This window comes from Nocardiopsis sp. CNR-923, assembly GCF_001942255.1.
Taxonomy (GTDB): domain Bacteria; phylum Actinomycetota; class Actinomycetes; order Streptosporangiales; family Streptosporangiaceae; genus Nocardiopsis.
This window is the reverse complement of sequence record NZ_MKKC01000074.1, coordinates 14680-38207: the sequence shown is the minus strand read 5'-3', so window position 1 is coordinate 38207 and position 23528 is coordinate 14680. Positions and strand designations below refer to the sequence as shown.

The window sequence follows — 23528 nt, the reverse complement described above, 5'->3', positions numbered from 1 at the left end:
GGTGTCCTCGGGCCCCGTCAGGCGGCCTCGGCGCCGGTCTCGGCGCGCAGGCCGATGGACGCGACCCCCGCCAGCAGGGCGCTCTCGTCGTTGAGCGAGGTGTCCCCGGTGGCCCCCGCGGCGCCCAGCAGGGCGCCCCGGGCGTCGCGGACGAACACGCCGCCGGGGACGCTGAGCAGCCGTCCTCGGGCCAGGGACGCGACCGAGGTGAAGAACTCGGGGGAGGACTCCGCACGGGCGGCGATCGCCCGGTTGTTCATTCCGAGCCCGAGCACGCCCCAGCCTTGGCCACGGCGAGATCCGGTCGGAGCAGACCCGAGCCGTCCTGACGGGCCAGGGCGACGAGGACGCCGCCCGGGTCGAGGACGGCGACGGTCAGTGGCTGGAGGCCGTTGTCGGCCGCGTAACGCACGGCTCCGTCGATCAGTCCCTGAGCCTGCTCCAGAGTGATGGCCACCAGGCGCGTTCCCTTCGTTCGGGTCTCCGGGGGAGACGTCGGCGTCGTGCCATCCGGGGAGGGTCGATCTCCGTGCGCTCCCCGGACGCCGGTGCTCGGCCCGCCGCCGCGAGGAGTGTGATGGCCACCACATGAGGCTAGTGTGCGCCCAACCGGTGGTGAATATGCGGAAGCGCCTGATCGACCCCTCGGAAGGCGGGTCGTCTTCGTGGGAAGCTCCAGCGCCGGTGGCCCAGAGCTTTCCACCAGCACCAACAGTCACACCACTGCCACGCTCACGCAGGGGTGGGCGCGTCGACTGCGCCAGGGCCGTCCGCGACGTCGACGCGGTCGTCGACGGCATCGGAGGCGACGACCTGGAGCGCTCGCTGGGCACGCTGCGTCCGGGCGGGACCCGAGTCGGGCTGCCCAACCCTCTCGGCCTGGACCGGATCGCCTCGGCCGCCGCCGTCGGCGTGCGCGGCGCCACGGTCAACGTCGAGCCCGACCACGCCGCTCTGGAGGAGATCGCCGCGCGGGCGGACGCTGGGAGGCCCCGCCCGGCCGTGAGCCGGACCTTCCCCGGGAGGGCGTCGCCAGGGCGCACGAGCAGGGCGAGGACGCACGCACCACCGTCACGACGGTGCTCACCCTCGTCTGACGCCCGTGGGAGGCGAACGCTCCGCGCCCCGCCGCCGGCGCGCGGGGCGGTCGCTCCCCGGGCGCGCTCAGGAGTGCACGAGCGGCGTGTCCACCAGGTGTTCGGCGAGGAACCAGGCCTGGAGTTCGTTGGTGCGGATGACCTCGGAGACCAGCACGTCGTTGGTGCCGTCGTCCCCGTTCTCCTGACACCGGGCGGCCGCGTCGTGGCAGTCCTCCAGGATGGCCTCGTGCGCCTCCAACAGGCGGGACAGCATCGCCGGGACCTCCTCCGCGCCGTCGGGCGGGCGCGGGACGTTGGTGATCTCGGCGACGTGCCTCGGGTCGCCGATGGCCACGCCGCCGAGCGTCTGGACGCGCTCGGCCATGGTGTCCACGAGCGCGGTCTGCTCGCCGGCGTGCTTGTCCATCAGCAGGTGCAGCTGGTAGAAGGTGAGACCGCGCATCAGCCAGTGGTGCTTCTTGTAGAGCGCGTGCAGGATCTGCGTGTCCGCGAGCACCTGGTTGAGCCGCTGGCACGAGTACATGCGCGTGTTGTAGGACATGCCCACCGGGAGCTGGCGGACGGTGCCGTACTCCTGGATCTCGGCCCCCTTCTGGTGCAGCCACGGCTGGCTGCTCCGGGGTTTGGGCGTCGCGCTCTCGCGCTCTCGGGTGGTCACGGCTGGATTCCCCCTCCGGATCGGGTCACGGGGAGCGCACGCGGACGCGCTCCGCCTGCCAGTCTCGGACACGGACCGTCGCCGGAGGAGAAAACACACACCATCCCGAGGCAAGGCTTTCGCGTCGCCGGGACCGGTCAGGGGGCGTCGAACCGGACCGGCAGCGCGAACAGGCCGTGCATGATCGGGCTCGGCCACCAGCGCAGCTCCTCCTCCGGCACGGCCAGCCGCAGTCCGGGCAGCCGGTCCAGGACCGCCTCGACCGCCACGCGCGCCTCCATCCGCGCGAGCCGCGCGCCGACGCAGAAGTGCGCCCCGTGCCCGAAACCCAGGTGCGACTCGCCGCGCTCGGGGTCGAAGCGTCCGGGTCGTCGTAGCGCCCGGGGTCGCGGCCCGCCGACAGCAGCGACACCAGCACGGGTTCGCCCGCCTCCAGTTCGACCCCGGCGATGGCCGTGGCCGCCCGGGGGAAGCGCCAGGTCGCGTTCTGGAGCGGGCTCTCCAGACGCAGCGCCTCCTCCACAGCCGGAGCGATCAGGTCGCGGTCCTCCCGCAGCCGCTCCCACCGCTCCGGGTTCCGCAGCAGGGACAGGAACAGGTTGCCGATCAGCGCGACGGTGGTCTCGTGCCCCGCGACCAGCAGCAGGAAGGCGGTGGAGGTGACCTCGTCACGGGTGAGCCGGCCCTGGCGGTGCGCCTCCACCAGGTCCCCGAGCAGGTCGTCCGCGGGGGTGGCCAGGCGGGCGTCGACCAGACGGCCGAGGTAGGCGTCGAACCAGTCCGTGGTGGCGCCGATCGCCGCGATCTCCTCCGGGGCGGAGGCGTCGATCACCGCGGCGCGGCGGTGGAACTCGGCCCGGTCCTCGGGCGCGACCCCGAGGATGTCGCAGATGATCGCGATCGGCAGCGGGTAGGCCAGGTCCCGCACCAGGTCGGGATCGGGGACGGCGGTGATCCGGTCCACCAGGTCGGCCGCGACGCGCTCGGCGCTGTCCACCAGGGTCCGTACCCGGCGCGGGGTGAAGGCGCCCACGACCGCCCCGCGCAGGCGCGCGTGGTCGTCGCCGTCCGCGTTGACCATGCTGCGCACCAGGCTGGGCCGGTGGTCGAAGGGCAGGCCCATCCCGGACCTGCGCCACACCTCGTCGGCCCGGGCCGGGTCCTTGAGCATGTCGGGGTCGGCCAGGACCGCGCGGGCGTCCTCGTAGCGGGTGACCAGCCACGCCCAGGCCCCGCCGGGCAGCTCGATCCGGTGCACGGGGGAGTGCTCGCGCAACCACCGGTAGGCGGGGTGCGGGTCAGCGTCGAAGGCCGGACCGTGCAGGAGGGGGAATGAGGAGGCGGACATGCCCTGCCTTTCGTGCCGAAGGGGGTCCCAGCGGTCCTACCCGGAGTCCGCGGTCGGCGAACCGTCCTCAACGCGCGATGGCGCAGGCGGTCTCCAGGACGAACCCGGGCCAGGGCCGGTGGGGGTCGTGACCGGTCAGCTCCCGTACCCGGCGCAGCCGGTACCGCAGCGTCTGGGGGTGCACGTGCAGGGCGTCGGCCGCGGTGGTGGCCGCACCGCCGCCGAAGTACGCGCGCAGCGTCTCCAGCAGGTGCGCGTGGCCGTCCGACAGCAGCGGTCCCAGCACCGTGCGCCGGACCGTCTCCGGGGTGGTGGGCCCGCCGTTGAGCAGGGCCAGGACGCACGCGTCCGCCTCTCCGAGCGGCCCGCCGCCGAACGCGTGCGGGGGAGCGGTCTCGACGGCGCCGTCGGCCAGGCGGTAGGCGGCCGACATGTCGGTGAGCGCGCGGGGTCGCAGGACGCAGGCGCGCCAGGGGCGGTCCCCCAGCACCCCGGCCACCCGCGCGGCGGCCCCGGACGGGAGCAGCAGCACCACCCGTCCCGACCGCGTGGTCGCCAGCGCGTCGGGCCGGCCGACCGCCTCGACGAGGTCCATCGCCGCCGACGCCGCGCCGCCCCGGGGCGGATGGTCCTCACCCGCACCGGGGTCGGCCACCACGAGGACACCGGGGTCGGGAGGGGTGAGGCCGAGGGTGCGGGCCCGGTCGCGGATCGCGCCGAGCGAGGCCTGGCGGCCGATCAGCAGGTCGTCGAGGAACGCCCGGCGGGCCCGCTCGACGTCGGCGTCCAGTCGGCGGGCCGCCTCGGTGTGCCCCGCAGCCAGGTGTTCGGAGATCTGGTCGAGGGAGGTCAGCCACAGTTCGCTCAGAGCGAACACGTCCGTCGCCGTCACGCGGTCCCCGGCCCTGTCGGACATGAGGCGGACCGCGGCGGCGGCTCCCACCCGGTGCGCCCGGACCACGGCCCCGATCGAGCGTCCGTCCGCCGCCCGCGCACGGCCGATGGCCCGCAGCCGCTCCAGGTCCTCGGGTGGCAGGCGCACGCGGCCGTCCGCCCACAGTTCCAGCGAGCGCGTCACCAGCCATCCGGCGATCGCCCGGACCTCGGTGAGCTGGGACCCGTGCAGCCCCCGGTAGGCGGGCACCTCCGCGTACACCTCGGCGACGATCCGGTCGACCAGGGCCGTGCGGTCCTTGGACAGCTCCGCGGCCACGCGTGCGCGGTCCTCGCGGCCCATGGGTCCACCTCCCCTCCGGGAGCGACCAGCGTAGCGGCCGGCGGCGGGCCCCGTCGGTAAAAAGCCCGTGCGCGGGCGGGGCGGCTTCGGGCGGTGATCCGCGCGACGTGGCAGTATGCGACTAGGGCGTGTCCGCCGCGCACGTCCCACGGCACGGGGGTGCCGGTGGTGCAGACGAGGACGGGTCGGCCCGACGGGGGGATGAGGCGAGATGACGGTTCCCGACGTTACCCTAGGTAACGGCGTGCGCATGCCGCAGCTGGGCTTCGGTGTGTGGCAGGTGTCCGACGACGCGGTCGTCGACGCCGTGTCGACCGCTCTGGAGGCGGGCTACCGCAGCATCGACACGGCCGCCGCCTACGGCAACGAACGGGGGGTGGGCGAGGCGCTGAGCCGGTCGGAGCTCGACCGCCAGGACGTGTTCGTCACCTCCAAGCTGGCCAACCCCGACCAGGGCTACGACCACACCCTGCGGGCGTTCGACGCGACCCTGGAACGGATGCGCCTGGAGACGCTGGACCTCTACCTCATCCACTGGCCGCTGCCCAGACGGGACATGTACGTGTCGACGTGGAAGGCGCTGGAGCGGCTCTACGCCGACGGCCGGGTCCGCGCCATCGGCGTGTGCAACTTCCAGGCCCCGCACCTGGAACGCGTCGTGGAGGAGGGCGGCATCACGCCCATGGTCAACCAGATCGAACTGCACCCGCTGCTCGTCCAGCGGGCGATGCGCGAGTTCGACGCCAAGCACAACATCGTCACCGAGGCGTGGAGCCCCCTCGGCCAGGGCAAGCTCCTCGACCACCCGACCGTGACGGCGATCGCCGAACAGCTCCATCGCACCCCGGCCCAGGTGCTCCTACGCTGGCACATCCAGCTCGGCAACGTGGTCATCCCCAAGTCGGTGACCCGTGAGCGGATCCGCTCCAACTTCCGGATCTTCGACTTCGAGCTCTCCGAGGCGGACATGGACCGCATCACCGGGCTCGACGCCGGCAGCAGGTTCGGCCCCGACCCCGATGAGTTCGACGGCGAGTAGGGACCCCGCCCCGGACGCGGTCGCCCGGGGGCGTGTTCCGCTGATGCCGCCCGTCGCGCAGCGGGGTACGCGTCCGCGGAACGCGCGCTAGGACCCGCGCAGCTCGCGGCGCCTGCGCGCTCCGGTCAGCACGGCCTCGGGGCCCCTGCGGCGGATGCGGGCCACGTAGACGGCGCCCGCGACGAAGATCGCGGCGAACAGGGCCAGCGCGGCGACGAGGGCGACGGCGGACAGCAGGAAAGTGATCGACATGCGCTCATCGTAGCCGTACGTCCGGCGGTGTCCCCCAGGGGAGCGCCCGTGCCGGACCGGCCGCGGCGGGCGGTACGTGAACGATGGGGGAAAGCCGATGGACCAGACACCGCACCAACTCGTCAATCCGCTGTCCCTGGCCGAGCCCGTGGGGTTCTCCCACGCTCTCGTGGTCGCCCCCGGCCGCACCGTCCACGTGGGCGGGCAGACGGCCCGGCGCCCAGACGGGGGGATCGTCGGCGACACGGTGGTGCAGCAGTTCGACCACGCGCTCGCCAACATGGTCGAGGCCCTGCGCGCGGCCGGGGCCCATCCCGTGCACGTGGTCACCATGTGCGTGTACACCACGGCGGTGTCCGCCTACCGGGTCAACCTGGCGACCCTGGGGTCGGTCTACCGCCGCCACATGGGCCGCTACTACCCGCCGATGGCGGTGGTGGGAGTGACCGAGCTGTTGGAGGCCGAGGCGCTCGTGGAGCTGGTCTGCACCGCCGTGATCCCCGACGCGGGCCGCACCGAGCTCCTGGAGGCGGCCGAGGCGCGCGAACTGGTCGAGGAGGTCGAGGACAGTCTGGTGGCGACCCCCTTCGTCTCAGGGGTGCCCGATCGGGCGTAGGGAGCGTGCCGCGTGTGCCGCGGACGGACAGCCGGCTGCGCGAGGCCCCGGCACGATCCCGCCGCGTTCCGATCAGTCGCGGGGACCCGCCCTCACTCCTTCCTCGGCCTCGCGACAGCAGCACCGGACGCGCCGCTCGCCACGGGCGGCATCCACGGCACGCGCCCCAGGACCGTCGGGGACTACTGGTAGCCCAGGCGCGACAGTTCGACGGCGGCGACCGCGTTCACGTCCCCGTACTCCTCGCGGGAGAGCCGGTCGCGCCACCGACCCGCGCGCCAGTCCCGCCCGTCCATCAGCTCCGTGGCGGACACCCGCGCGCCGGTGAACTCGCGCAGGCGGCGCGCGGTCGCGATCTCCCCGCCCCGGACGTCCTCGTAGCGCACGGTCAGGAGCCGGCCGGCGCCGATCCCTTGGCGCAGCCGCGCGTGCATGCGCACGGCGCCCCGCCACCGCATGGCGCACTTGGCGGCGTCGGAGCCGTTCTGGAAGGTCTCCAGGTCCGACTCCTTCTCCAGCCCGAAGAAGTGGTTGGGGAACTCCTGGTCGATCGACATGAGTCCGGGCTTGAGCCAGGAAAGGGCGCGTTCGTCGTCGAGCATGCCCGCGACCACGTCCCGGCCGTCCCTGATGACCTGGACGAACAGGGCGTCGGGAAAGGCCGCGTACAGAGCCTCCGCGCAGAACAGCAGGTCGGGGCTGGCGTCGCCGTAGCGCTGGGCGTCGGCGCTGTGCTCGCACGGTTCGGCGGAGGCGTTGGCCGGGACGCGCGCGTACGGGCCGGGGCAGCGGGGGCACGTCAGGGGGGTGAGCTGCCAGGCCTCGGCGTAGGCCTCGCGCAGCAGGCTCGCCGTCCCCGAGACCTTCTCCTGGGCCAGGGAGGGGCGTCGGGCGACGGCGTAGACGGCGTTGAGGACGCCGGAGGCTCCGGCGACGACGTGGAACCCCGGGGCGCGGGAGAGGGCGCGGGCGATGCCGGGGACCCCGGAGTGGGGGGCGCCCAGAACGAAGACGGGGCGCCGCACCGTGGTCCGGTTGACCACGAGGATGTAGGACGACTGCTTCATGACTGTGTCGATTTTCGCACCTTTCGCCCGTCTCGTGTGCATCGGCGGGGTATTTAGCCTCCACGTCCCACAGGTTCCCCGAGGCTACGGGGTTCACGCGACCCAAGCGCGCTCCGAGGGCAACTCCGGAGGAAAGAAGCGTCACGTCCGCTGTAACAATGGGGCATGGCCTCTACCACCACGGATCCCGCACCGCTCGCCGACCCCGAGGCTTCGAACGGGTCGCCGACCTGCTCGCCTCGGCGGGGCGCGTCACCGTGCTCACGGGCGCGGGCGTGTCCACCGACTCCGGCATCCCCGACTACCGGGGCCCGAACGGGCTGTGGACCAAGGACCCCGCCGCGGAGGCCATGGCCGACTTCGACACCTACATGGGCGACGCCGACGTGCGCCGACGGGTGTGGCTGCTGCGCCGGGACCACCGCGTCTGGACCGCTGAGCCCAACGCCGCGCACCGGGCCTTCGCCGATCTCGACGCCACCGGACGGCTTCGCGCGCTCGTCACCCAGAACGTCGACGGGCTGCACCAGCGCGCGGGGCTGCCCGCCGACCGGGTGATCGAGGTGCACGGGACCATGCTGTGGGTGGTGTGCGTGTCCTGCGGGCTGCGCACCCCGAGTCCGCGGGTCCTGGCGCGGCTGGCCGAGGAGTCCGACCCCCGGTGCCCGGAGTGCGGCGGCATCCAGAAGTCGGACACGATCTCCTTCGGGCAGCGGCTGAACGCCGACGTCGTCGAGGAGGCGGCCCGGGCCGCCCGGGAGTGCGAGGTGTTCCTGGCGGTGGGCACGTCGCTGACCGTGCACCCCGCCGCCGGTCTGTGCGACGTGGCGATGATGGCACGGGCGAGCCTGGTCGTGGTCAACGCCGAACCGACCCCCTACGACGACTTCGCCAGCGCGGTCCTGCGCGACCCCATCGGCACGGTCATCCCCGCTCTCGTGCGCCGGGTGACGGAGGCCGCCCGGAGTTGACGCCGCTCTCGGGCGCGGGGACCGGCCGGTGGACGTTCCGGTCCGGGCCGTCGCCGCCGCCGCCGCCGGAGGGCGTCTGCCCGACGGCCCGGTTACGCCCGGCGCCCCCGCGCCCGGACTGGTCGTCGGCGAGCCGGGTGCCCCGCTTCGGCTCGCGCCCGCGCCCGGCGGCCTTCTTCCCGGACTTCCCGCCCGCCCGCGGCGCCGCCGCCCGAGACCGTCCGCCGGTCGTCTCCGTCGTGTCGCGGTCCTTCTCGTCGGCGTCCACCGAGGTGCCCCGAATGCCCTCGCGTCCGCCTCCGTGCGCCGGGCCCGCTCGACGAGGCCCAGGACGTCGTCCACCCAGCTCCGGGAGACGTGCCCGCCGAGGGCCTCCAGGACGGCGCTGACCCCGTCCGTGCGCAGGGCGCCGCCGTGCACGACGGACTCCACGTTCGCCAGGTATCCCCGCAGGACGCCGAGCAGGTCCTCCCGGAACTCGGTGTCCGGGGCGAGGAACGCCAGGTCCTCGGTCGCCTGGCGCAGCACCAGGAGTTCGATCCGTCCGAGCGACCGGGTCGACAGAAGACGCTGGTAGGCCTCCAGACGTTCCCGTGGGCCGTAGGTGACCGGTTCCGTCCGCAGCCGCAGGACCTCGTGGAGATGGCTCCACGCCCTGTCGCCCCCCTCATCCAGGAACCAGGTGCCCAGGTCGGTCGAGACGTGGCGCAGGTAGGGCAGCAGCCCGAGCGTGAACCGCGCCGCCGTCCCGTTGACGCGCAACGCCACTGATCGGAGCAGCCGCGACGTGACCGAGTCGAAGGGCGCGGTGATGCCGTAGGGGTCGGTCATGCTGGGCACGAACTCGGGGCGGGCCCTGGCCCGGAGTTCGAAGCCGATGCACTCGCCCACGTCGACGGGCGAGCCGTCCTCCAGGCCGATCACGGTGGTCTCGCCCTCGCCGCGCCACTCCCGAAGGTGACGCACCCGCAGGGTCGACAGGATGCTGAACCACTCCGAGCCGGGCAGGGTCCGCCACGGGGTGGCCCTGCCCTGAAGGGCCTGGTCGGGTTTGGCGGCGTCGGGGAACAGCTCGCGGACGTCCACGGGGTCCTCGCGCACGAGGCACAGCAGGATGACCAGGTTGCTGGTGTAGTTGGCCTCGCGAAGGGCCAGGGGCAGCCGCACCGGCTCGTATCCGGGGTAGGACCGGTTGGGGGCCGGGAACCGGGCCTCCTGGAACAGTTCGACGAGGAGTCTCCCGTACTCCTCGCGCAGCCCCGGATCCTCGGACAGGCGGCGTTCGAGCAGGTCCCCCAGGAAGTCCACGACCCGGTCGCGCCCCCCGTAGCTGGCGAAGGACGACAGGGCGTACAGTTCGCCGTCGTCGGTGCGCACGGCCCGGCCCCTGCGGCGGGAGGCGCGCGACCGCGCGTCGGCCGCCTCGTCCAACGCGGCGAGCACCGCGCGCGCCACGAGGTACTCGCCGAAGGTGGAGTGCAGGAACTCGAACACGCTCGCCGGTCCGTCCGAGGCCCTGGCCCGTGACTCGTGGACGAAGAAGAACCGCCCCAGCACCCGGGCGGCCGGGTCGATCCCCCCGTGCGGGTCGGCGTCCGCCCGGGACACGACCGCGTCCGGCATGAGCACGGCGAGGTCCTGGTCGAGTTCGTCGGCGCTCACGCTCTGCCTGCGGCGGGTGAACATCGCCAGCGCGGCGACCTCAAGGCGCCGCAGTTCGTCCTCCACGGCCTCCTCGAAGGCCTCCGGGTTGAGACCGGGCCGGTGCTTGTGGACCTCACGGTGCGCGAACATCCGTAGCAGCCGTTCGTACAGCTCCGCGTCGGACAGGGCCCGCGAGGCGTGCCGGAGCGCGTTGCCCTCGGCGTCGTAGATGAGCAGCATCAACAGCAGCAGCGGCTGTTCGGCCAGCTCGCGGTAGTCGGTCAGGACGTCGGGGGCGAGCGGTTCCAGACCGGAGCCGGTCAGGGCCTGGGCGTTGGCGCGGTTCCACACCCGCACCATGCGGGCGATCCGGGCGTCGTCGAACGGCTCCAGACGCATCACCATCGTGCCGTCGGGGAAGCGGGCGCGGTCGGCCACCACGGTGCGGCTCGTGACGATCACCGCCACCGGGTGGCCCATCGCGTCCTGCCGCTGCTGGAACTCCTGGACCCGCTCCAGGTAGTCGGAGCGGTCGACACCGGTCGCCTGGAGGAGTTCGTCGAAGCCGTCGAGGATCACGACCGGCAGCGCGCCGTCCGCGGAGTCGGCCAGATCGCGCCAGGAGACCCGGGTGTGCAGGGCGGCGGCCAGACCGTCCTCGATCTGCACGTGGATCGGCGCGTTCGGCTGGACCGAGCGCAGCTCCACGCGCACGGGCAGGAAGTCGGCGGCGGGCAGCCGGGCCGCCAGCATCTCGGTGAACTTGGACTTGCCCGCGCCGGGGTGGCCCAGGATGACCGTGGGCGCCTCGGTGGCGAGCGGGTGGACGAGGTGGGCGGCGATCACCGGCTGGAGGTCGTCGAGGACCGGCAGCCGCCCCCACCACTCCTCGCTGGAGGGGGACCCGGAGCGGTGCGTCTGGGCGGCGCGTCCGCGCGGGGCGATGTAGGCGTCCTCCAGGGCGGGCAGGACGAGGCCGGGAGGAGCGTCGTCGGAGCGGAGCACGGGCTGGCGCAGCACCGCCCGGTACCCGGCGGCCAGCTCGCGGCGCCGCGCGTCCACGTCCCGGTGGGAGCTGATCTCCTCCAACCGCCACCGCAGGTCGCTCAGCCCCGCGCCGAGGGCGCCGCGCGTGAGGTCGTGCTCGTGCAGGTGCGCCCACATCCCGAACTCGGGAATGTCGGCGGCCAGGCGTCGGTAGGACTCCGCGTACCGTTCGGCGGCGCGTTCGGGGACCAGGAGTCGCAGCCCGTCGACCACCTCGTCCGCCTCGAAGGCGTCATCGTCGTCGGCGGCGGTGAGTTCGGTCAGCGCGGTGGTGAAGTCCCTGAGCAGGGAGTCCTGTGAGAAACGGGGAGCCCAGCCGGATCCGGGGGTCAGGGCCGGGGCGGTCCCCGTGTGGGCGAGCACCCGCTCCAGCAGCCCGGCCTGTTCGGCCTTGGTCAGTTTCAGGTCGGCGAGGGTGAAGGGGACGTCCAGCTCCTCCAGCGACTCCTCCACCGCCTCGAAGAACGCCAGGACCACCAGGATCTGGTGGGCGGCCTCGATCCGCTCGGTGCGCGACATCCGGCTGCGTCCCCGGATCTTGTCGCCGATGCCCTCGATGGCCTGGCGGCCCCGGCTCACCAGTTCGCCGCGCAGGCCGAACAGGTCCGGCACCCCCAGGAGCCCCAGGCCGCCGTCGGCCAGTTTCTCCGCCAGGTCGAGGACCTGTGAGTCGTTCTCGCCCAGCACGCGCAGGGCGTCGGCGTAGGTGAGCTGTCGGGCCAAGGGGGCACCGCCTCTCTCGCTGAGGGGGACATGACCGGACCCGGCGCCGTTCCGGGTGCCGGGTCCGCAGGTCAAAGGGGGGTCGAGGGTCGGGCGTATCGTTCTCGGTGACGGTGTGACGTCCTAGGGCAGCTGCCAGTTCACCGGCTCGGCGCCCAGTTCCTGGAGCAGGGCGTTGGTCCGGCTGAAGGGCTTGGAGCCGAAGAAGCCGCTGCGGGCCGACAGCGGGCTCGGGTGCGCGGACTCCACGCACGGCACGCCCGGCATCATCGGGCGCAGGTTGCGCGCGTCCCGGCCCCACAGGACGGCCACCAGAGGCTTGCCGCGCTCGGCCAGCGCCCGGATGGCCTGTTCGGTCACGGCCTCCCAGCCCTTGCCGCGGTGCGAGCCGGCCTTGCCCGGAGCGACCGTCAGCACCCTGTTGAGCAGCAGCACTCCCTGCTCGGTCCACGGGGTGAGGTCGCCGTTGGAGGGCATGGGCGTGCCGATGTCCTCCTGCATCTCCGTGTAGATGTTGCGCAGGCTCGCTGGCAGGCGCACGTCCGGCGCGACGGAGAAGCTCAGCCCCACCGGGTTGCCCGGGGTGGGGTAGGGGTCCTGGCCGACGATGAGCACGCGCACGTCGTCGAACGGCTGCTGGAAGGCGCGCAGGACGTGCTCCCCGGCGGGCAGGTACGTTCGGCCATCCGCGACCTCCTGGCGCAGGAAGTCGCCCATCGCGGCGATCTGCGGGGCGACCGGCTCCAGGGCCTTCGCCCAACCGCTGTCCATGATTTCGTTCAGTTCCCTGCTCGGCATGGCCAGAACACTAGCGGCATACGGCGACAACCACGGCCGCTTCGGACGATCCGGAGTCCGGGGGCGGTCGGCCGCCGGGGGCGGGCCGCCGGGGATCGGCTACTCCGCGCGCCAGCCGCCCTGGCGGTCGGCCAGGTTGAGCGCGGTGGTCACCAGCGGCACGTGGCTGAACGCCTGCGGGAAGTTGCCCACCTGCCGCCCGGTGTGCGGGTCGTACTCCTCGGCGAGCAGCCCCAGGTCGTTGCGTAGCGACAGCAGCCGCTCGAACAACTCCTTGGCCTCGTCCTGGCGTCCGATCGACAGCAGGGCGTTGGCCATCCAGAAGCTGCACGCCAGGAAGGCGCCCTCGTCGCCGGGCAGCTTGTCCGCGGAGGTCTCCAGGTCGGTGCGGTAGCGCAGGACGAATCCGTCGACCATGAGGTCCTTGCGGATCGCCTCGATGGTGCCGATGACGCGCGGGTCGTCGTAGGGCAGGAACCCCACCTCGGGGATGAGCAGCAGCGCCGCGTCCAACTCCTTGCTGCCGTAGTACTGGGTGAAGGTGTTGCGGTGCGGGTCGTAGCCGTACTCGCACACCTCGGCGTGGATGGTGGAGCGCAGGGCGCGCCACCGCTCGATGGGGCCCTCCTTGCCGAACTCCTCGATGCTGCGCACCGCCCGGTCGGCGGCCACCCACGCCATGACCTTGGAGTGCACGAAGTGCTGGCGCGGCCCGCGCACCTCCCACAGCCCCTCGTCGGGTTCGTCCCAGCACCACTCCAGGTAGTTGACCAACGACCGCTGCAGGCCCCACAGGTAGTCGCCGCCGCGGATGTTGGACCGGCGGGCCAGGTGCAGCACGTCCATGACCTCGCCGTACACGTCGAGTTGGTACTGCCCGACCGCCGCGTTGCCGATCCGCACGGGGCGCGACGCCTCGTACCCCGGAAGCCAGTCGGCCTCCCACTCGGTGAGCCGCCGCTCCCCGCGAATCCCGTACATGATCTGCATCAGCTGCGGTTCACCCGCCACGGCCCGGACCAGCCACTCACGCCAGGCGAGCGCCTCGTCCTTGTACCCGGAGCGGATCAGCGCCTCCAACGTGATGGTGGCGTCCCGCAGCCAGCAGTAGCGGTAGTCCCAGTTGCGGACTCCGCCGATCTCCTCGGGCAGGGAGGTCGTGGGGGCGGCCACGATCCCGCCGGTCGGCTGGTAGGTCAGGGCCTTGAGCACGATGAGGGACCGCACGACCGCCTCGCGGTAGGGCCCGTCGTAGGAGCACTGGTCGACCCACTTCTCCCAGAACCGCGCGGTGCGGGACAGGGCCTTCTCCGCGTCCAGGTGGTCGGACTCCTCCACCTGCGAGGGGTGCCAGGTCATGACGAACGGCACGCGCTGGCCGGCGGTCACGGTGAAGGAGGCGTCGTGCGTGAAGTTGTGACCCTGCAGGGCGACGGGGGCGCTCAGCCAGATCGCGTCGGGTCCGGCGACGGCGACCAGCTCGGTTCCGGCGCGGTGCACCCACGGCACGACGTGGCCGTAGTCGAACCGGATCCGCATGGTGGTCTCCATCCGAACGGACCCGCTGATCCCCTCGACGATGCGCACGATGTGGGGTGCTCCGCCACGCGGCGGCATGAAGTCGATGACCCGCACGCTTCCGGTGTCGGTGTCCCATTCCGACTCCAGGATCAGCGTCTCTCCCCGATACCTGCGCCGGGTGGCGTTGGGTTCGCCGTCGGCGGGCCGCAGCGCCCAACTGCCGTTCTGGTCGTCGCCGAGGAGGGCGGCGAAACAGGCGGAGGAGTCGAAGTCCGGCAGGCACGCCCAGTCGATGGAGCCGTCGCGCCCGACCAGAGCGGCGGTCTGCATGTCGCCGATCAGTGCGTAGTCCTCAATCCAGCCGGGCACGCGGCTCACCCCCAACACGTCGTCTTGGTCTGTGCGGTGGGCGCGAGAACCCGTGTGGGGACGGGGTACGCCGCGCCTTCGCGGTCGCGCCCCGTCGGGGGACCCACGGCCCGACCTGGCGCCGGACGTGGTCCGGGGTTGGGAAGGGGCACCGTTCGGGACACCGGCTCACCTCCCCGGACCGTCTGCCGCCACCCGTATACCCGGTTATGTGCCCAGGTGAGGGCAGGCTAAAGAGGCGGACCGGAGGAACCGGTCGACAACCGTTCCCCGTTCTTCACCGCGGTCACCATCTTCCACTCTTCCCGGGGCGCGCGCTACCCGCGATTGCACGTGCATCGGAACAGGCGTGGAGTTATATGGTGAATTGTAGAGTTTCATGTTCGAGAAGTTATGACGCGGTGATCAATCACCACCGCCCGTTCGACGGTGCGGCGGCGGCTGGACCGCCGGCCGTTCGTCCGGTACCCGCATCATCGGCAGGAAGACCTGCGCGAGCGGGCCGATCGCCAGGGCGTAGACGATCGTTCCCACCCCCAGCGTCCCGCCGAGCACGGCGCCGGTGACCACCACGACCGCCTCGATCACCGTGCGGGCGAGCCGTACCGACCACCCGCGTGCGGCCAATCCGGTCATCAGGCCGTCGCGCGGCCCCGGGCCGAGCCGGGCGCCGATGTAGCACCCGGTGGCCACCCCGCACACCAGCACGCCGAGCAGCAGCGTCGCCGCTCGCAGGGCCAACGGCCCGGGGGAGGGGAGCAGCCACAGGAACAGGTCCACGGTCGCTCCGACGACGACCACGTTGCTCAGCGTGCCCAGGCCCGGCCGTTGACGCAAAGGGATCCACAGGAGCATCAGCGCCGCTCCGACGATCACACTCCACGCACCGATCGACAGCCCGGTCCGCAGCGCCAGACCCTGGTGCAGCACGTCCCAGGGCATGGCGCCCAGCTCCGCGCGCACCAGCAGCGCGCCGCTGAGCCCGTACAGGATCAGTCCCAGGTACAGCTGTGCCAGCCGCCGCGCCCGCGGTCGGGGCACGAGTCGGGCCAGCCGGTCCCGAGTCCGCACGGGGGCGGGCGCGGCCGGGGGAACGGGGGCGATCGGACAACGGGGAGCTCCGTTCTCGGTTCGGGACGGGGAAGGCGGCACGTTCGATGGGGCCGTGAACGGTGCCACATCGGTATCGTGGCGAAGGTGGCGCTCATCCTGAAGTGCCAATCGGAACAACTGGCCCGAAACCTGGGCGCGGGAGGACGGCATGGCGAAGCACGGCGGTCGCCGCGGGGCCGATCGCGGCCCGACCGGAGGCGGCAGCCGGCGGATCAACGGCCGCCTCCTGGCCCGCCTCATCGGGGAGGCGCCGGTCGAGCGCCCGTACTACCTGGCCATCGCCCGCGCGGTGAGCGGCTTGATCCTGGACGGCCGCGTCCCCACCAACACGCGCCTGCCCGCCGAGCGCGACCTGGCCGCGTCGCTCGGCGTCAGCCGCAACACGGTCACCGCGGCCTACGCCTGGCTGCGCGACAACCGCTTCCTGGACAGCCGCCAGGGGGCGGGCAGCTGGACCGTCCTGCCCGACACCGGCACCGGGGCGCTGGCGCCGTTCACCCCCGTCGCCGAGCACATCGACCTCGGGGTGGCCGCCCCGCCCGCGGTGGAGGGGCTGCGCGCCGCCTCCTTCCGGGCCGCCGAACAGCTCGCCGCGCACGTGGGCGGCCTGGGCTACTACCCCTACGGCCTGCCCGAACTGCGCCACGCGATCGCCCGCCGCTACGTCGAACGCGGACTGCCCACCACCCCCGAGCAGATCTTCGTGACCAACGGCGCCCAGCAGGGCATCGCGCTGGCCCTGGACCTGCTGCTCCAGCCCGGCGACGGGGTCCTCGTCGAGTCGCCGACCTACCCGCACGCGGTGGACGCCGCCCGCCGGACGGGCGCCCGGATCCGGACGGTCGGGGTGACACCGCAGGGGTGGGACATGGAGTACCTGGCCGACGCCTTCCGCCAGTGGAGGCCGGGGCTGGCCTACCTCGTCCCGGACTTCCAGAACCCCACGGGGGCGCTGATGGACGACGACGAGCGCGCCGCCCTGGTCCGCGAGGCGCGTCGGGCGGGCGCCTACCTGGTCATCGACGAGTCCGTCGCCGAACTGGCCATCGACTCCGGCGACCTGCCCGCTCCGGTGGCCGCCCACGACACCGACGGCCGGGTGCTGACCGTCGGCTCGGTGGCCAAGCTGCTGTGGGGCGGGCTGCGCGTGGGGTGGATCCGCACGACGCCGCCGATGGTGGCCCGGCTGATGTCGGCCCGTCAGCGCTTCGACCTGGCCGGGGCGGTGCTCGACCAGCTCACCGTCACCCACCTGCTGGCGGACGTGATGCGGGTGCGCGCCGAGCGCAGTCGCCAGCTCCGGCGCAACCGGGACGCCCTGCTGCTCGCCCTGCGCGAACGCCTGCCCGACTGGCGGCCCAGCGTTCCCGGGGGCGGACTGGTGCTGTGGGCGACCCTGCCCCACCCGGTGGCGGGCGCGCTCGCCACGGCGGCGACCCGGCACGGGGTGCACCCGGCGGCCGGGCCGGTGTTCGGCGTGGACGGCACCCTGGAGCGGTACGTGCGTCTGGCCTACACCCAGCCGCCGGACGTGCTGGCGGACGCGGTGGACCGGCTCGCCGCGGCCTACGCCGAGACCCTCGCCCATCCGGTCCAACCGCGCGGCCAGCTGTTCGTGTGAGCACCGCGGCGCGGGCGGGCCCGCGCCGGGTCGTCCCCGGGGCGGTCACCGAGGGGATCCGAGGCGGTCACCGTCCGCGCCGGGGAGGGGACCGCGCCCATGGCGGGAGTCGCCGGGCGGCGGGCGTCACCCCTGGGCCTGGGGCACGAACCGGTGGGCGAACCTGATCACCTCGGCCAGCGCCTCGTCGCGGTTGGTCTCGTTGAACAGCTCGTGCCGGGCCTCGGGGAAGACGCGCACGGTCACGTCCGAGCCGGCGAGGGAGTCGACGCCCGACTTGCTCCCGGCGATCGGCACCAGGGAGTCGTCGGAGCCGTGCAGCCACAGCAGCGGCATCGTCCCCACCCGGCCCGCCTGGCGGACCCGGTCGAGTTCGGTGAGCATCGCCCGGATCGTGGGCCGCTTGAACGGGCCGTGCCAGACCAGGTCGTCGGCGGCGTAGGCGGCGCCCACGCCGGGGTCCCGGGACAGCGTGTCGGGGTCGATGGGCACGTCCGGGATCTCCCGCAGTTCGCTGAGCGCCTCCAGGACCTCCCAGCGGCCGAGCACCGGGGAGGACACGACCAGCGCGCGCGGCGCCTCGGGGTGGGTCTGGGCGTACCGGGCGGCGACGAGACCGCCCATCGAGTGGCCGATGAGGACGAGGGGGAGGGAACGGTAGGCGGTGCGCGCCTGGGTGATGACGCGGTGCACGTCCTCCACCACCCCGGAGAAGTCGTCGATGAGCACGCGCTCGCCCGAGGAGCGGCCGTGTCCCCGGTGGTCGGCTCCGTACACCGCGGCGCCCGCCTCGACCAGGTCGGCGGCCACGTGTTCGTAGCGTCCGAGGTGTTCGCCGTAGCCGTGGACCAGCACCGCCAGCCAGGTCGGTTCGCCCTCGGCGGGCGCCCACGCCCGTGCCGCCAGCCTCCCCGATCCGTCGGGTCCGCCGGCAAGGGCCCACTCGCGTGTGGTGATCACGGCGTTTCGCCTCCTCGTCTGCGACGATCTCTGGGAGGGACACCCTACGGGGGGCGCGGTCGCGGCATGTGTGTGCGGGGGCGGATGTCGCGCCCGTGGCGGAGGGGAAACCGGTTCGGCCCCGGTGCGGCCGTGCATCAGCCGCGTAACGATCCGCGCGTCCGTTCGTAGCCCCGTCCCAGGCGGGACGGCAGTCGTTCGTAGACGGGAACGAAATACGTCATATGGTGCGAAGTTATCTACTCCACAAGAAAGGTGATCTTCTACGCTTGCCACTGGGTACCCCTCGGACGGGAGCATCCGCGTACCGCCCGTCCGGCAACGCAGACTGGAGAGGGTGACGCGCGTGCTGGAGGACTCCTACGGGCGAGTGGCGACCGATCTGCGGGTGTCGCTCACCGACCGCTGCAACCTCAGATGCACCTACTGCATGCCGCCGGAGGGCCTGGAATGGCTGCCCAAGCCCGAGCTGCTCACCGACGACGAGGTGCTGCGGCTCATCCGGATCGGCACCACCCGCCTGGGCATCACCGAGGTCCGCTTCACCGGCGGTGAACCCCTGCTCCGCCGCGGCCTGCCCGGTCTGGTCGCCGGGACCACCGCGCTCACCCCCCGCCCGCAGACCGCCCTCACCACCAACGGCATCGGCCTGGCCCGCATGGCCCCCGCCCTGGCCGAGGCGGCCTGGACCGCGTCAACGTCTCCCTCGACACCCTGCGCCACGACCGCTTCGAAAGGCTCGCCCGCAGGCGCCGCCTCCAGGACGTCCTCGACGGCATGTCCGGGGCGGCCGAGGCCGGACTGACCCCCGTCAAGGTCAACGCGGTGCTCATGCGCGGCGTCAACGACGACGAGGCGCCCGACCTGTTGCGGTACTGCGTCGAGCACGGCTACGAGCTGCGGTTCATCGAGCAGATGCCTCTGGACGCCCAACACGGTTGGCGCCGCGACACCATGGTCACCGCCGACGAGATCCTCGCGCGCCTGGAGGCCGACTTCTCCCTGGAGGCCGCCGACGCCGAGACCCGCGGCAGCGCCCCCGCCGAGCTCTTCCACGTGCGCGGCGCCCGCTTCCCCAACGGGGAGCAGGCCACCGTCGGCGTGATCGGCTCCGTCACCCGGCCGTTCTGCGGGGCGTGCGACCGCGTGCGACTGACCGCCGACGGCCAGATCCGCAACTGCCTGTTCGCCCGTGAGGAGTCCGACCTGCGCGTCCTGCTGCGCGGCGGCGCCACCGACGAGGAGATCGCCGAGCGATGGACGGCGGCCGTGGCCGCCAAGCTCCCCGGCCACGGCATCAACGACCCCTCCTTCCTGCAGCCGGCGCGTCCGATGTCGGCGATCGGCGGCTGACCGCCCGGTAGCCGACCGGTCCGAGCGGGCACGACAGTGGAAGGGAAGGGCACGACCGCACCGGACCAGGAAGCCGTGGCCATGCCGAGAACGGACGCCGGTCACCGGACCGCCGCGCACACCGCGGACCTGCGGGTCCAGGCGTGGGCGCCCACCCGCGAGGAGTGCGTCGCGCACGCCGTGGCCGCGGTGGTGGAGAGCGTCGTCGGCGCCGGGCCGCCGCCCGCGACGACCACCGTCGAACGCGACCTGGAGGGCGCGACCGACGCCGACCTCCTCGCCGCCGTGATCGACGAGGCCGTCTACCTCATGGAGACCAGGGGACTGCTCCCGACCGCGACCGAGGCGCGGGCCACGCCCACCGGCCTGCGGGTGCGGTTCGCGATGGCCGACGTCGACGCGGTCGTGCCCGTCGGCGCGGTCCCCAAGGCCGTCTCCCTGCACCAGCTGCGCTGCGAGCGCGGCCCGGAGGGATGGTGGTGCGCCGTGACGGTCGACGTCTGACATCCGTCCGGGAACGGGTCCGACCGCACATCGCGGGCCCTTCGACGCACCCGGGAGCGCGTCATGCGCATCACCGAACAGACCCCGTACCGGTTCCGTCTCGAACGCGAGGGAGGGATGCGGGTACCGGGCATCGTGTTCGCGTCGCGACGGCTGCTGCCCGACCCCGCGGCCGACGAGTCGCTGCACCAGGTCGCGAACGTGGCGACCCTGCCGGGCATCGTCGTCGCCTCCTACGCGATGCCCGACATGCACTGGGGCTACGGCTTCCCCATCGGCGGCGTCGCCGCCACCGACGTGGCCGAGGCGGGGGTGGTCTCGCCCGGAGGGGTGGGGTTCGACATCTCCTGCGGCGTCCGGCTCCTGGCCGCCGACCTGGACCGGGACGCGTTCGCCGCGCGCCGCGGCCCGGTCATGGACGCGCTCGACCACGCCGTCCCGCGCGGTCTCAGACGCGGCTGCGTGTGGCGGATGCCCGACGCCGCCAAGCTCCGCGAGGTCCTGGAAGGCGGGGTGTGCCACGCGGTGGACCGCGGACACGGCGTGCGGCGGGACCTGCTGCGGTGCGAGGACGGCGGCCGGATGGCGGACGCGACCCGGGCGGGATCGGCCACCGGGCGATCGAGCGCGGGCTCGGGCAGGTCGCAGTCTCGGCTCGGGCAACCACTTCCTGGAGGTCCAGGCGGTCGACGAGGTCTACGACGCGCGGGCCGCGGAGGCGTTCGGGCTGCGCGCGGGCCAGGTCTGCGTCATGATCCACACCGGATCGCGCGGGCTCGGGCACCAGGTCTGCTCCGACCAGGTGCGCGCGATGGAGAGGGCGATGGAGCGCCACGGGATCGAGGTGCCCGACCGCCAGCTCGCCTGCGCGCCGGTCGAGTCGAAAGAGGGGCGCGCCTACCTCGGGGCGATGGCGGCGGCCACCAACTTCGCGCGGGTCAACCGGCAGATGCTCGGAGAGGCCGCCCGCCGGGCCTTCGACGCCCGCGCCGGCTGCGGGCTCGACCTCGTCTACGACGTGTCCCACAACCTCGCGACGGTGGAGACCCATGTGGTCGAGGGGCGGCGGCGCCGACTGTGCGTGCACCGCAAGGGCGCCACCCGGGCGTGGCCGCCCGGCCACCCCGACCTGCCGGCCGAACTGGCCGACGTCGGCAGCCCGCACTCATCCCGGGCACGATGGGGACCGCCTCCTACGTCCTGGTGGGTGTCGCGGGCGGAGCGGCGTTCCATTCCACCTGCCACGGCGCGGGCCGGGTGATGAGCCGCCACGAGGCAGTGCGCCGGGTGCGGGGCGGGGCGCTCAGGGACGATCTGGAGGCGCACGGGATCGCGGTGCGCGGCACGTCGTTGAAGGGGCTGGCCGAGGAGGCGCCGTCCGCGTACAAGGACGTCACCGACGTGGTGGACGCCAGCGTCGGGGCGGGGCTGTGTCGCAGGGTGGCCCGGCTCGTGCCGCTGGGCGTCGTCAAGGGGTGAGCCCTGCGCCGCCGGGAGCCCGGTCGCCCGGCGGTTCCGGCTCGGCGCCCCACGGCGGGGGCGCGCCGTCACGGGCGGGTTCGGGAGGCGGCCCGCGCCTCAGCCGGGGTCGGCGGCGTCGCTCAACCACTCACCGGCCTCCAGAGCCTCACGGATGGCGGCGTCGCGGATCTCGCGCACGGACCGCAGTTCCGCGTCGTCGTGCACGTGGTCGGTCCCGGGCAGGTCGGCGGTCGCCTCCGCGAGCAGCTCGCCGTACTCGTCGTTCCTGGCCGCGTTGGCCTCGACCTGAACCCATTCCCGCTGGGCGGTCGCGGCTCGTTCGATCTTGCCGCCGTAGGCTCGATCGCTTCGACCCGGCTGGTCAGGGCCCTGCACGAGGCGTCGACGGCGTCCTGTTGGGGTCTCAGGGAGGCACGGACGACGTCGGACACGGCCTCCTGGGAACGCTCGTGCAGGTCCGCGCGCAGGCGGGACTGCTTGAGCAGGAGCCGGGCCAGTCTCCACTCCTGCTCACGCAGGACCAAGTCCGCGTGCAGCCCGTCGAAGGCGTCCCCGAGCTCCCGGGAAGCGGGTTCGATGCGTTGGCGGGCCCGTCGCACCCGCCGCAGCAGGCCCAGTTCCGCCTCGCGCAGGTCCGAGGGCAGCACGTAGCGGTCGTGGTACAGGCGCGCGGCCTCGGCGGCGTCGATCCCGAAGCCCCCGGTTCCCCTGGCGCCGTCACCGAGGACCGCCGAGAGTGTGATGAGTACGCCCAGCAGGGCGACGACCCCCGTGATCAGCCAGCTCACACCCGCGCTCCCGAGCAGGTCCGCGACGACGAGCGCGGCCACCACGAGCACGATCGACAGCAGACCGATCCAGCATCCTCCCGCTCGGAAGGCCATGATGACGCCGACGAGCGCCAGGAGCGCGGCGATCAACCAGATCAGGGGCATGAGCGCCGTGGTGAGCCACAGCACGGCGCCGCTGAGCAGTCCGGTGAGGACGAGGAGGGCGATGCCGAGGAAGACCCTGCCTCCCGTGGACAGGGGTGCGCGCTCCTTCCGCTCCGCGGCGCCGGAGCCTGGGCGCTCTGGCTGTTCGCGGGCGGAGAGCAGTGCGTCGGGTGCGGCCGACAGGGTCTCGCGAACCTCGTCGGGAAGGCTCGGATCGAACACCGCACGGACCTCGTGCGGGGGGTTTCCGTCATGTTCCTGCGTGGGCAAGGGAGAACCTCGATGATGTCGGGGGCGAAGCGGTCCCGTCACGGTCTCGGCCCCGGCGGGGTCCGGGACCGACGGGGCGCTGGCGGGCGTGGCCGACGGTGGCCTCGCGGGGCGTCCTCCGGTTGGACGGAGCGCGGACCGTTTCGGTTGCCTTCCGTGCTGGTGCTGGTGCTGGTGCTGGTGCTGGTGCGCCGGGCCGACCGGCGCCGGTGGCGCCGCGTGGTCCATCCTGGGAGGGTGGACAGCACACCGACAGGGGGAGTCGACGCGGTCGTCCTCGCCGGCGGCGCCGCCCGGCGCATGGGCGGCGCCGACAAGCCCGGACTGACCGTCGCGGGGCGCACGCTGCTGGAACGGGTCGCCGACGCGGTCCGCGCCCACGACGAGGACGCCCGCGTCATCGTGGTCGGCCCGCCCCGGGAGAGCCCGGCCGCCCTCTACGTCCGGGAGGACCCGCCCGGGGCCGGGCCGTTGCCCGCTCTGCGCGTGGGACTCGCGCGTGTGCGCGCGCCCCGATTCGCGCTGCTCGCCGCCGATCTGCCGCGCCTGACCGCCGCCCACCTGGCCGATCTGGTCGGGGCACTCGACGAGACGGCCTCCGGATCCGTGTACGTGGACGGGGACGGCCGTGAGCAGTGGCTGACGGGGGTGTGGCGCACCGACGTCGTGCGCGCCGCGCTCGCCGACTACCGGGGCCGGTCGCTGCGCCGCCTTCTCGGTCCGCTGGAGCCGCGCCCGGTCGCGCTCGCCGACGGCGGCGCGGAGTTCGACTGCGACACCCCCGAGGACCTCGCCCGCGCCCGCCGCGACCTCGAAAGCGGCGCGACCGGGGTGAGGACGCGGTCGCGGCCCGCTGGGCCGACGATCTGGGCGGCGGCGTCCGCCCGGCCGACGCCGCCC

At 73.4% G+C, this 23528-nt stretch carries 13 protein-coding genes and 9 pseudogenes; 10 read left to right on the top strand and 12 right to left on the bottom strand.

Features of this window, described 5'->3' with window-relative positions; all coding sequences use genetic code 11:
- Window positions 1-17 precede the first annotated feature (17 nt).
- Window positions 18-412: pseudogene (locus BJF83_RS28875) on the bottom strand (heme-binding protein).
- A 176-nt stretch (window positions 413-588) separates the two neighbouring features.
- On the opposite strand from BJF83_RS28875, the pseudogene BJF83_RS31005 reads away from it, so the two are divergent.
- A pseudogene (locus BJF83_RS31005) lies at window positions 589-960 on the top strand (hypothetical protein); the annotation flags it as partial.
- Between the two features lie 204 nt (window positions 961-1164).
- On the opposite strand, the gene BJF83_RS10055 reads toward BJF83_RS31005, so the two are convergent.
- The 3 genes and pseudogenes from BJF83_RS10055 to BJF83_RS10045 all read right to left on the bottom strand — a co-directional run bounded on the left by BJF83_RS10055 (window position 1165) and on the right by BJF83_RS10045 (window position 4343).
- Window positions 1165-1758 (bottom strand): Dps family protein, encoded by a 594-nt coding sequence (locus tag BJF83_RS10055; RefSeq protein ID WP_075926073.1) that lies wholly within the window; start codon window positions 1756-1758, stop codon window positions 1165-1167.
- Between the two features lie 137 nt (window positions 1759-1895).
- A pseudogene (locus tag BJF83_RS10050) lies at window positions 1896-2839 on the bottom strand (cytochrome P450).
- Window positions 2840-3173: 334 nt separating this feature from the next.
- Window positions 3174-4343: a CdaR family transcriptional regulator gene (locus tag BJF83_RS10045; RefSeq protein ID WP_075926072.1), complete on the bottom strand. Its 1170-nt coding sequence runs from the start codon at window positions 4341-4343 to the stop codon at window positions 3174-3176.
- A 211-nt stretch (window positions 4344-4554) separates the two neighbouring features.
- Between BJF83_RS10045 and BJF83_RS10040 the strand changes: the two genes are divergently transcribed.
- Window positions 4555-5382, top strand: coding sequence for an aldo/keto reductase (locus BJF83_RS10040; RefSeq protein ID WP_075926071.1), 828 nt, complete (start codon window positions 4555-4557; stop codon window positions 5380-5382).
- Window positions 5383-5469: 87 nt separating this feature from the next.
- Here the strand turns inward: BJF83_RS10040 and BJF83_RS27860 are convergent, their stop codons facing one another.
- Complete coding sequence (locus BJF83_RS27860) at window positions 5470-5634, bottom strand: hypothetical protein (RefSeq protein ID WP_187347123.1); 165 nt, start codon at window positions 5632-5634, stop codon at window positions 5470-5472.
- 97 nt (window positions 5635-5731) lie between these two features.
- Here BJF83_RS27860 and BJF83_RS10035 point away from each other — a divergent pair, with 97 nt between their 5' ends.
- Window positions 5732-6250 (top strand): RidA family protein, encoded by a 519-nt coding sequence (locus tag BJF83_RS10035; RefSeq protein ID WP_075926070.1) that lies wholly within the window; start codon window positions 5732-5734, stop codon window positions 6248-6250.
- A 182-nt stretch (window positions 6251-6432) separates the two neighbouring features.
- On the opposite strand, the gene BJF83_RS10030 is transcribed toward BJF83_RS10035, so the two are convergent.
- A complete protein-coding gene (locus BJF83_RS10030; RefSeq protein ID WP_075926069.1) occupies window positions 6433-7317 on the bottom strand; it encodes a sulfotransferase in 885 nt (294 codons plus the stop codon).
- Window positions 7318-7482: 165 nt separating this feature from the next.
- Between BJF83_RS10030 and BJF83_RS10025 the strand changes: the two are divergent.
- Window positions 7483-8288, top strand: a pseudogene (locus tag BJF83_RS10025) (NAD-dependent deacetylase).
- Between the two features lie 2847 nt (window positions 8289-11135).
- Here the strand turns inward: BJF83_RS10025 and BJF83_RS31000 are convergent.
- From BJF83_RS31000 to BJF83_RS10010, 4 genes and pseudogenes are all read right to left on the bottom strand, one after another.
- A pseudogene (locus tag BJF83_RS31000) lies at window positions 11136-11666 on the bottom strand (hypothetical protein); the annotation flags it as partial.
- Window positions 11667-11825: 159 nt separating this feature from the next.
- Window positions 11826-12500 (bottom strand): uracil-DNA glycosylase, encoded by a 675-nt coding sequence (locus tag BJF83_RS10020; RefSeq protein WP_075926068.1) that lies wholly within the window; start codon window positions 12498-12500, stop codon window positions 11826-11828.
- A 99-nt stretch (window positions 12501-12599) separates the two neighbouring features.
- Complete coding sequence (locus tag BJF83_RS10015; RefSeq protein WP_262391452.1) at window positions 12600-14405, bottom strand: glycoside hydrolase family 15 protein; 1806 nt, start codon at window positions 14403-14405, stop codon at window positions 12600-12602.
- Between the two features lie 390 nt (window positions 14406-14795).
- Window positions 14796-15461: a YitT family protein gene (locus BJF83_RS10010; protein WP_075926067.1), complete on the bottom strand. Its 666-nt coding sequence runs from the start codon at window positions 15459-15461 to the stop codon at window positions 14796-14798.
- Between the two features lie 190 nt (window positions 15462-15651).
- Between BJF83_RS10010 and BJF83_RS10005 the strand changes: the two genes are divergently transcribed.
- Window positions 15652-17124 carry a PLP-dependent aminotransferase family protein gene (locus tag BJF83_RS10005; RefSeq protein ID WP_075926066.1) on the top strand — a complete coding sequence of 491 codons (1473 nt, stop codon included), beginning with the start codon at window positions 15652-15654 and terminating at the stop codon, window positions 17122-17124.
- Window positions 17125-17250: 126 nt separating this feature from the next.
- Here BJF83_RS10005 and BJF83_RS10000 read toward each other — a convergent pair whose 3' ends face one another.
- Window positions 17251-18084: an alpha/beta hydrolase gene (locus tag BJF83_RS10000; protein ID WP_075926065.1), complete on the bottom strand. Its 834-nt coding sequence runs from the start codon at window positions 18082-18084 to the stop codon at window positions 17251-17253.
- A gap of 346 nt (window positions 18085-18430) precedes the next feature.
- On the opposite strand from BJF83_RS10000, the pseudogene moaA reads away from it, so the two are divergent.
- The 4 genes and pseudogenes from moaA to BJF83_RS30465 all read left to right on the top strand — a co-directional run bounded on the left by moaA (window position 18431) and on the right by BJF83_RS30465 (window position 21420).
- Window positions 18431-19437, top strand: a pseudogene (gene moaA, locus BJF83_RS09995) (GTP 3',8-cyclase MoaA).
- A gap of 81 nt (window positions 19438-19518) precedes the next feature.
- The gene (locus BJF83_RS09990; RefSeq protein WP_075926091.1) at window positions 19519-19941 is read left to right on the top strand and encodes an archease; all 423 of its coding nucleotides are present in this window, start codon (window positions 19519-19521) and stop codon (window positions 19939-19941) included.
- 63 nt (window positions 19942-20004) lie between these two features.
- Window positions 20005-20535 (top strand): annotated as a pseudogene (locus BJF83_RS30470) (RtcB family protein); the annotation flags it as partial.
- Between the two features lie 76 nt (window positions 20536-20611).
- Window positions 20612-21420, top strand: a pseudogene (locus tag BJF83_RS30465) (RtcB family protein).
- A 122-nt stretch (window positions 21421-21542) separates the two neighbouring features.
- Here the strand turns inward: BJF83_RS30465 and BJF83_RS09980 are convergent.
- The gene (locus BJF83_RS09980; RefSeq protein ID WP_075926064.1) at window positions 21543-22580 is read right to left on the bottom strand and encodes a hypothetical protein; all 1038 of its coding nucleotides are present in this window, start codon (window positions 22578-22580) and stop codon (window positions 21543-21545) included.
- A 348-nt stretch (window positions 22581-22928) separates the two neighbouring features.
- Between BJF83_RS09980 and BJF83_RS09975 the strand changes: the two are divergent.
- A pseudogene (locus BJF83_RS09975) lies at window positions 22929-23444 on the top strand (molybdenum cofactor guanylyltransferase); the annotation flags it as partial.
- Window positions 23445-23528: the final 84 nt, after the last annotated feature.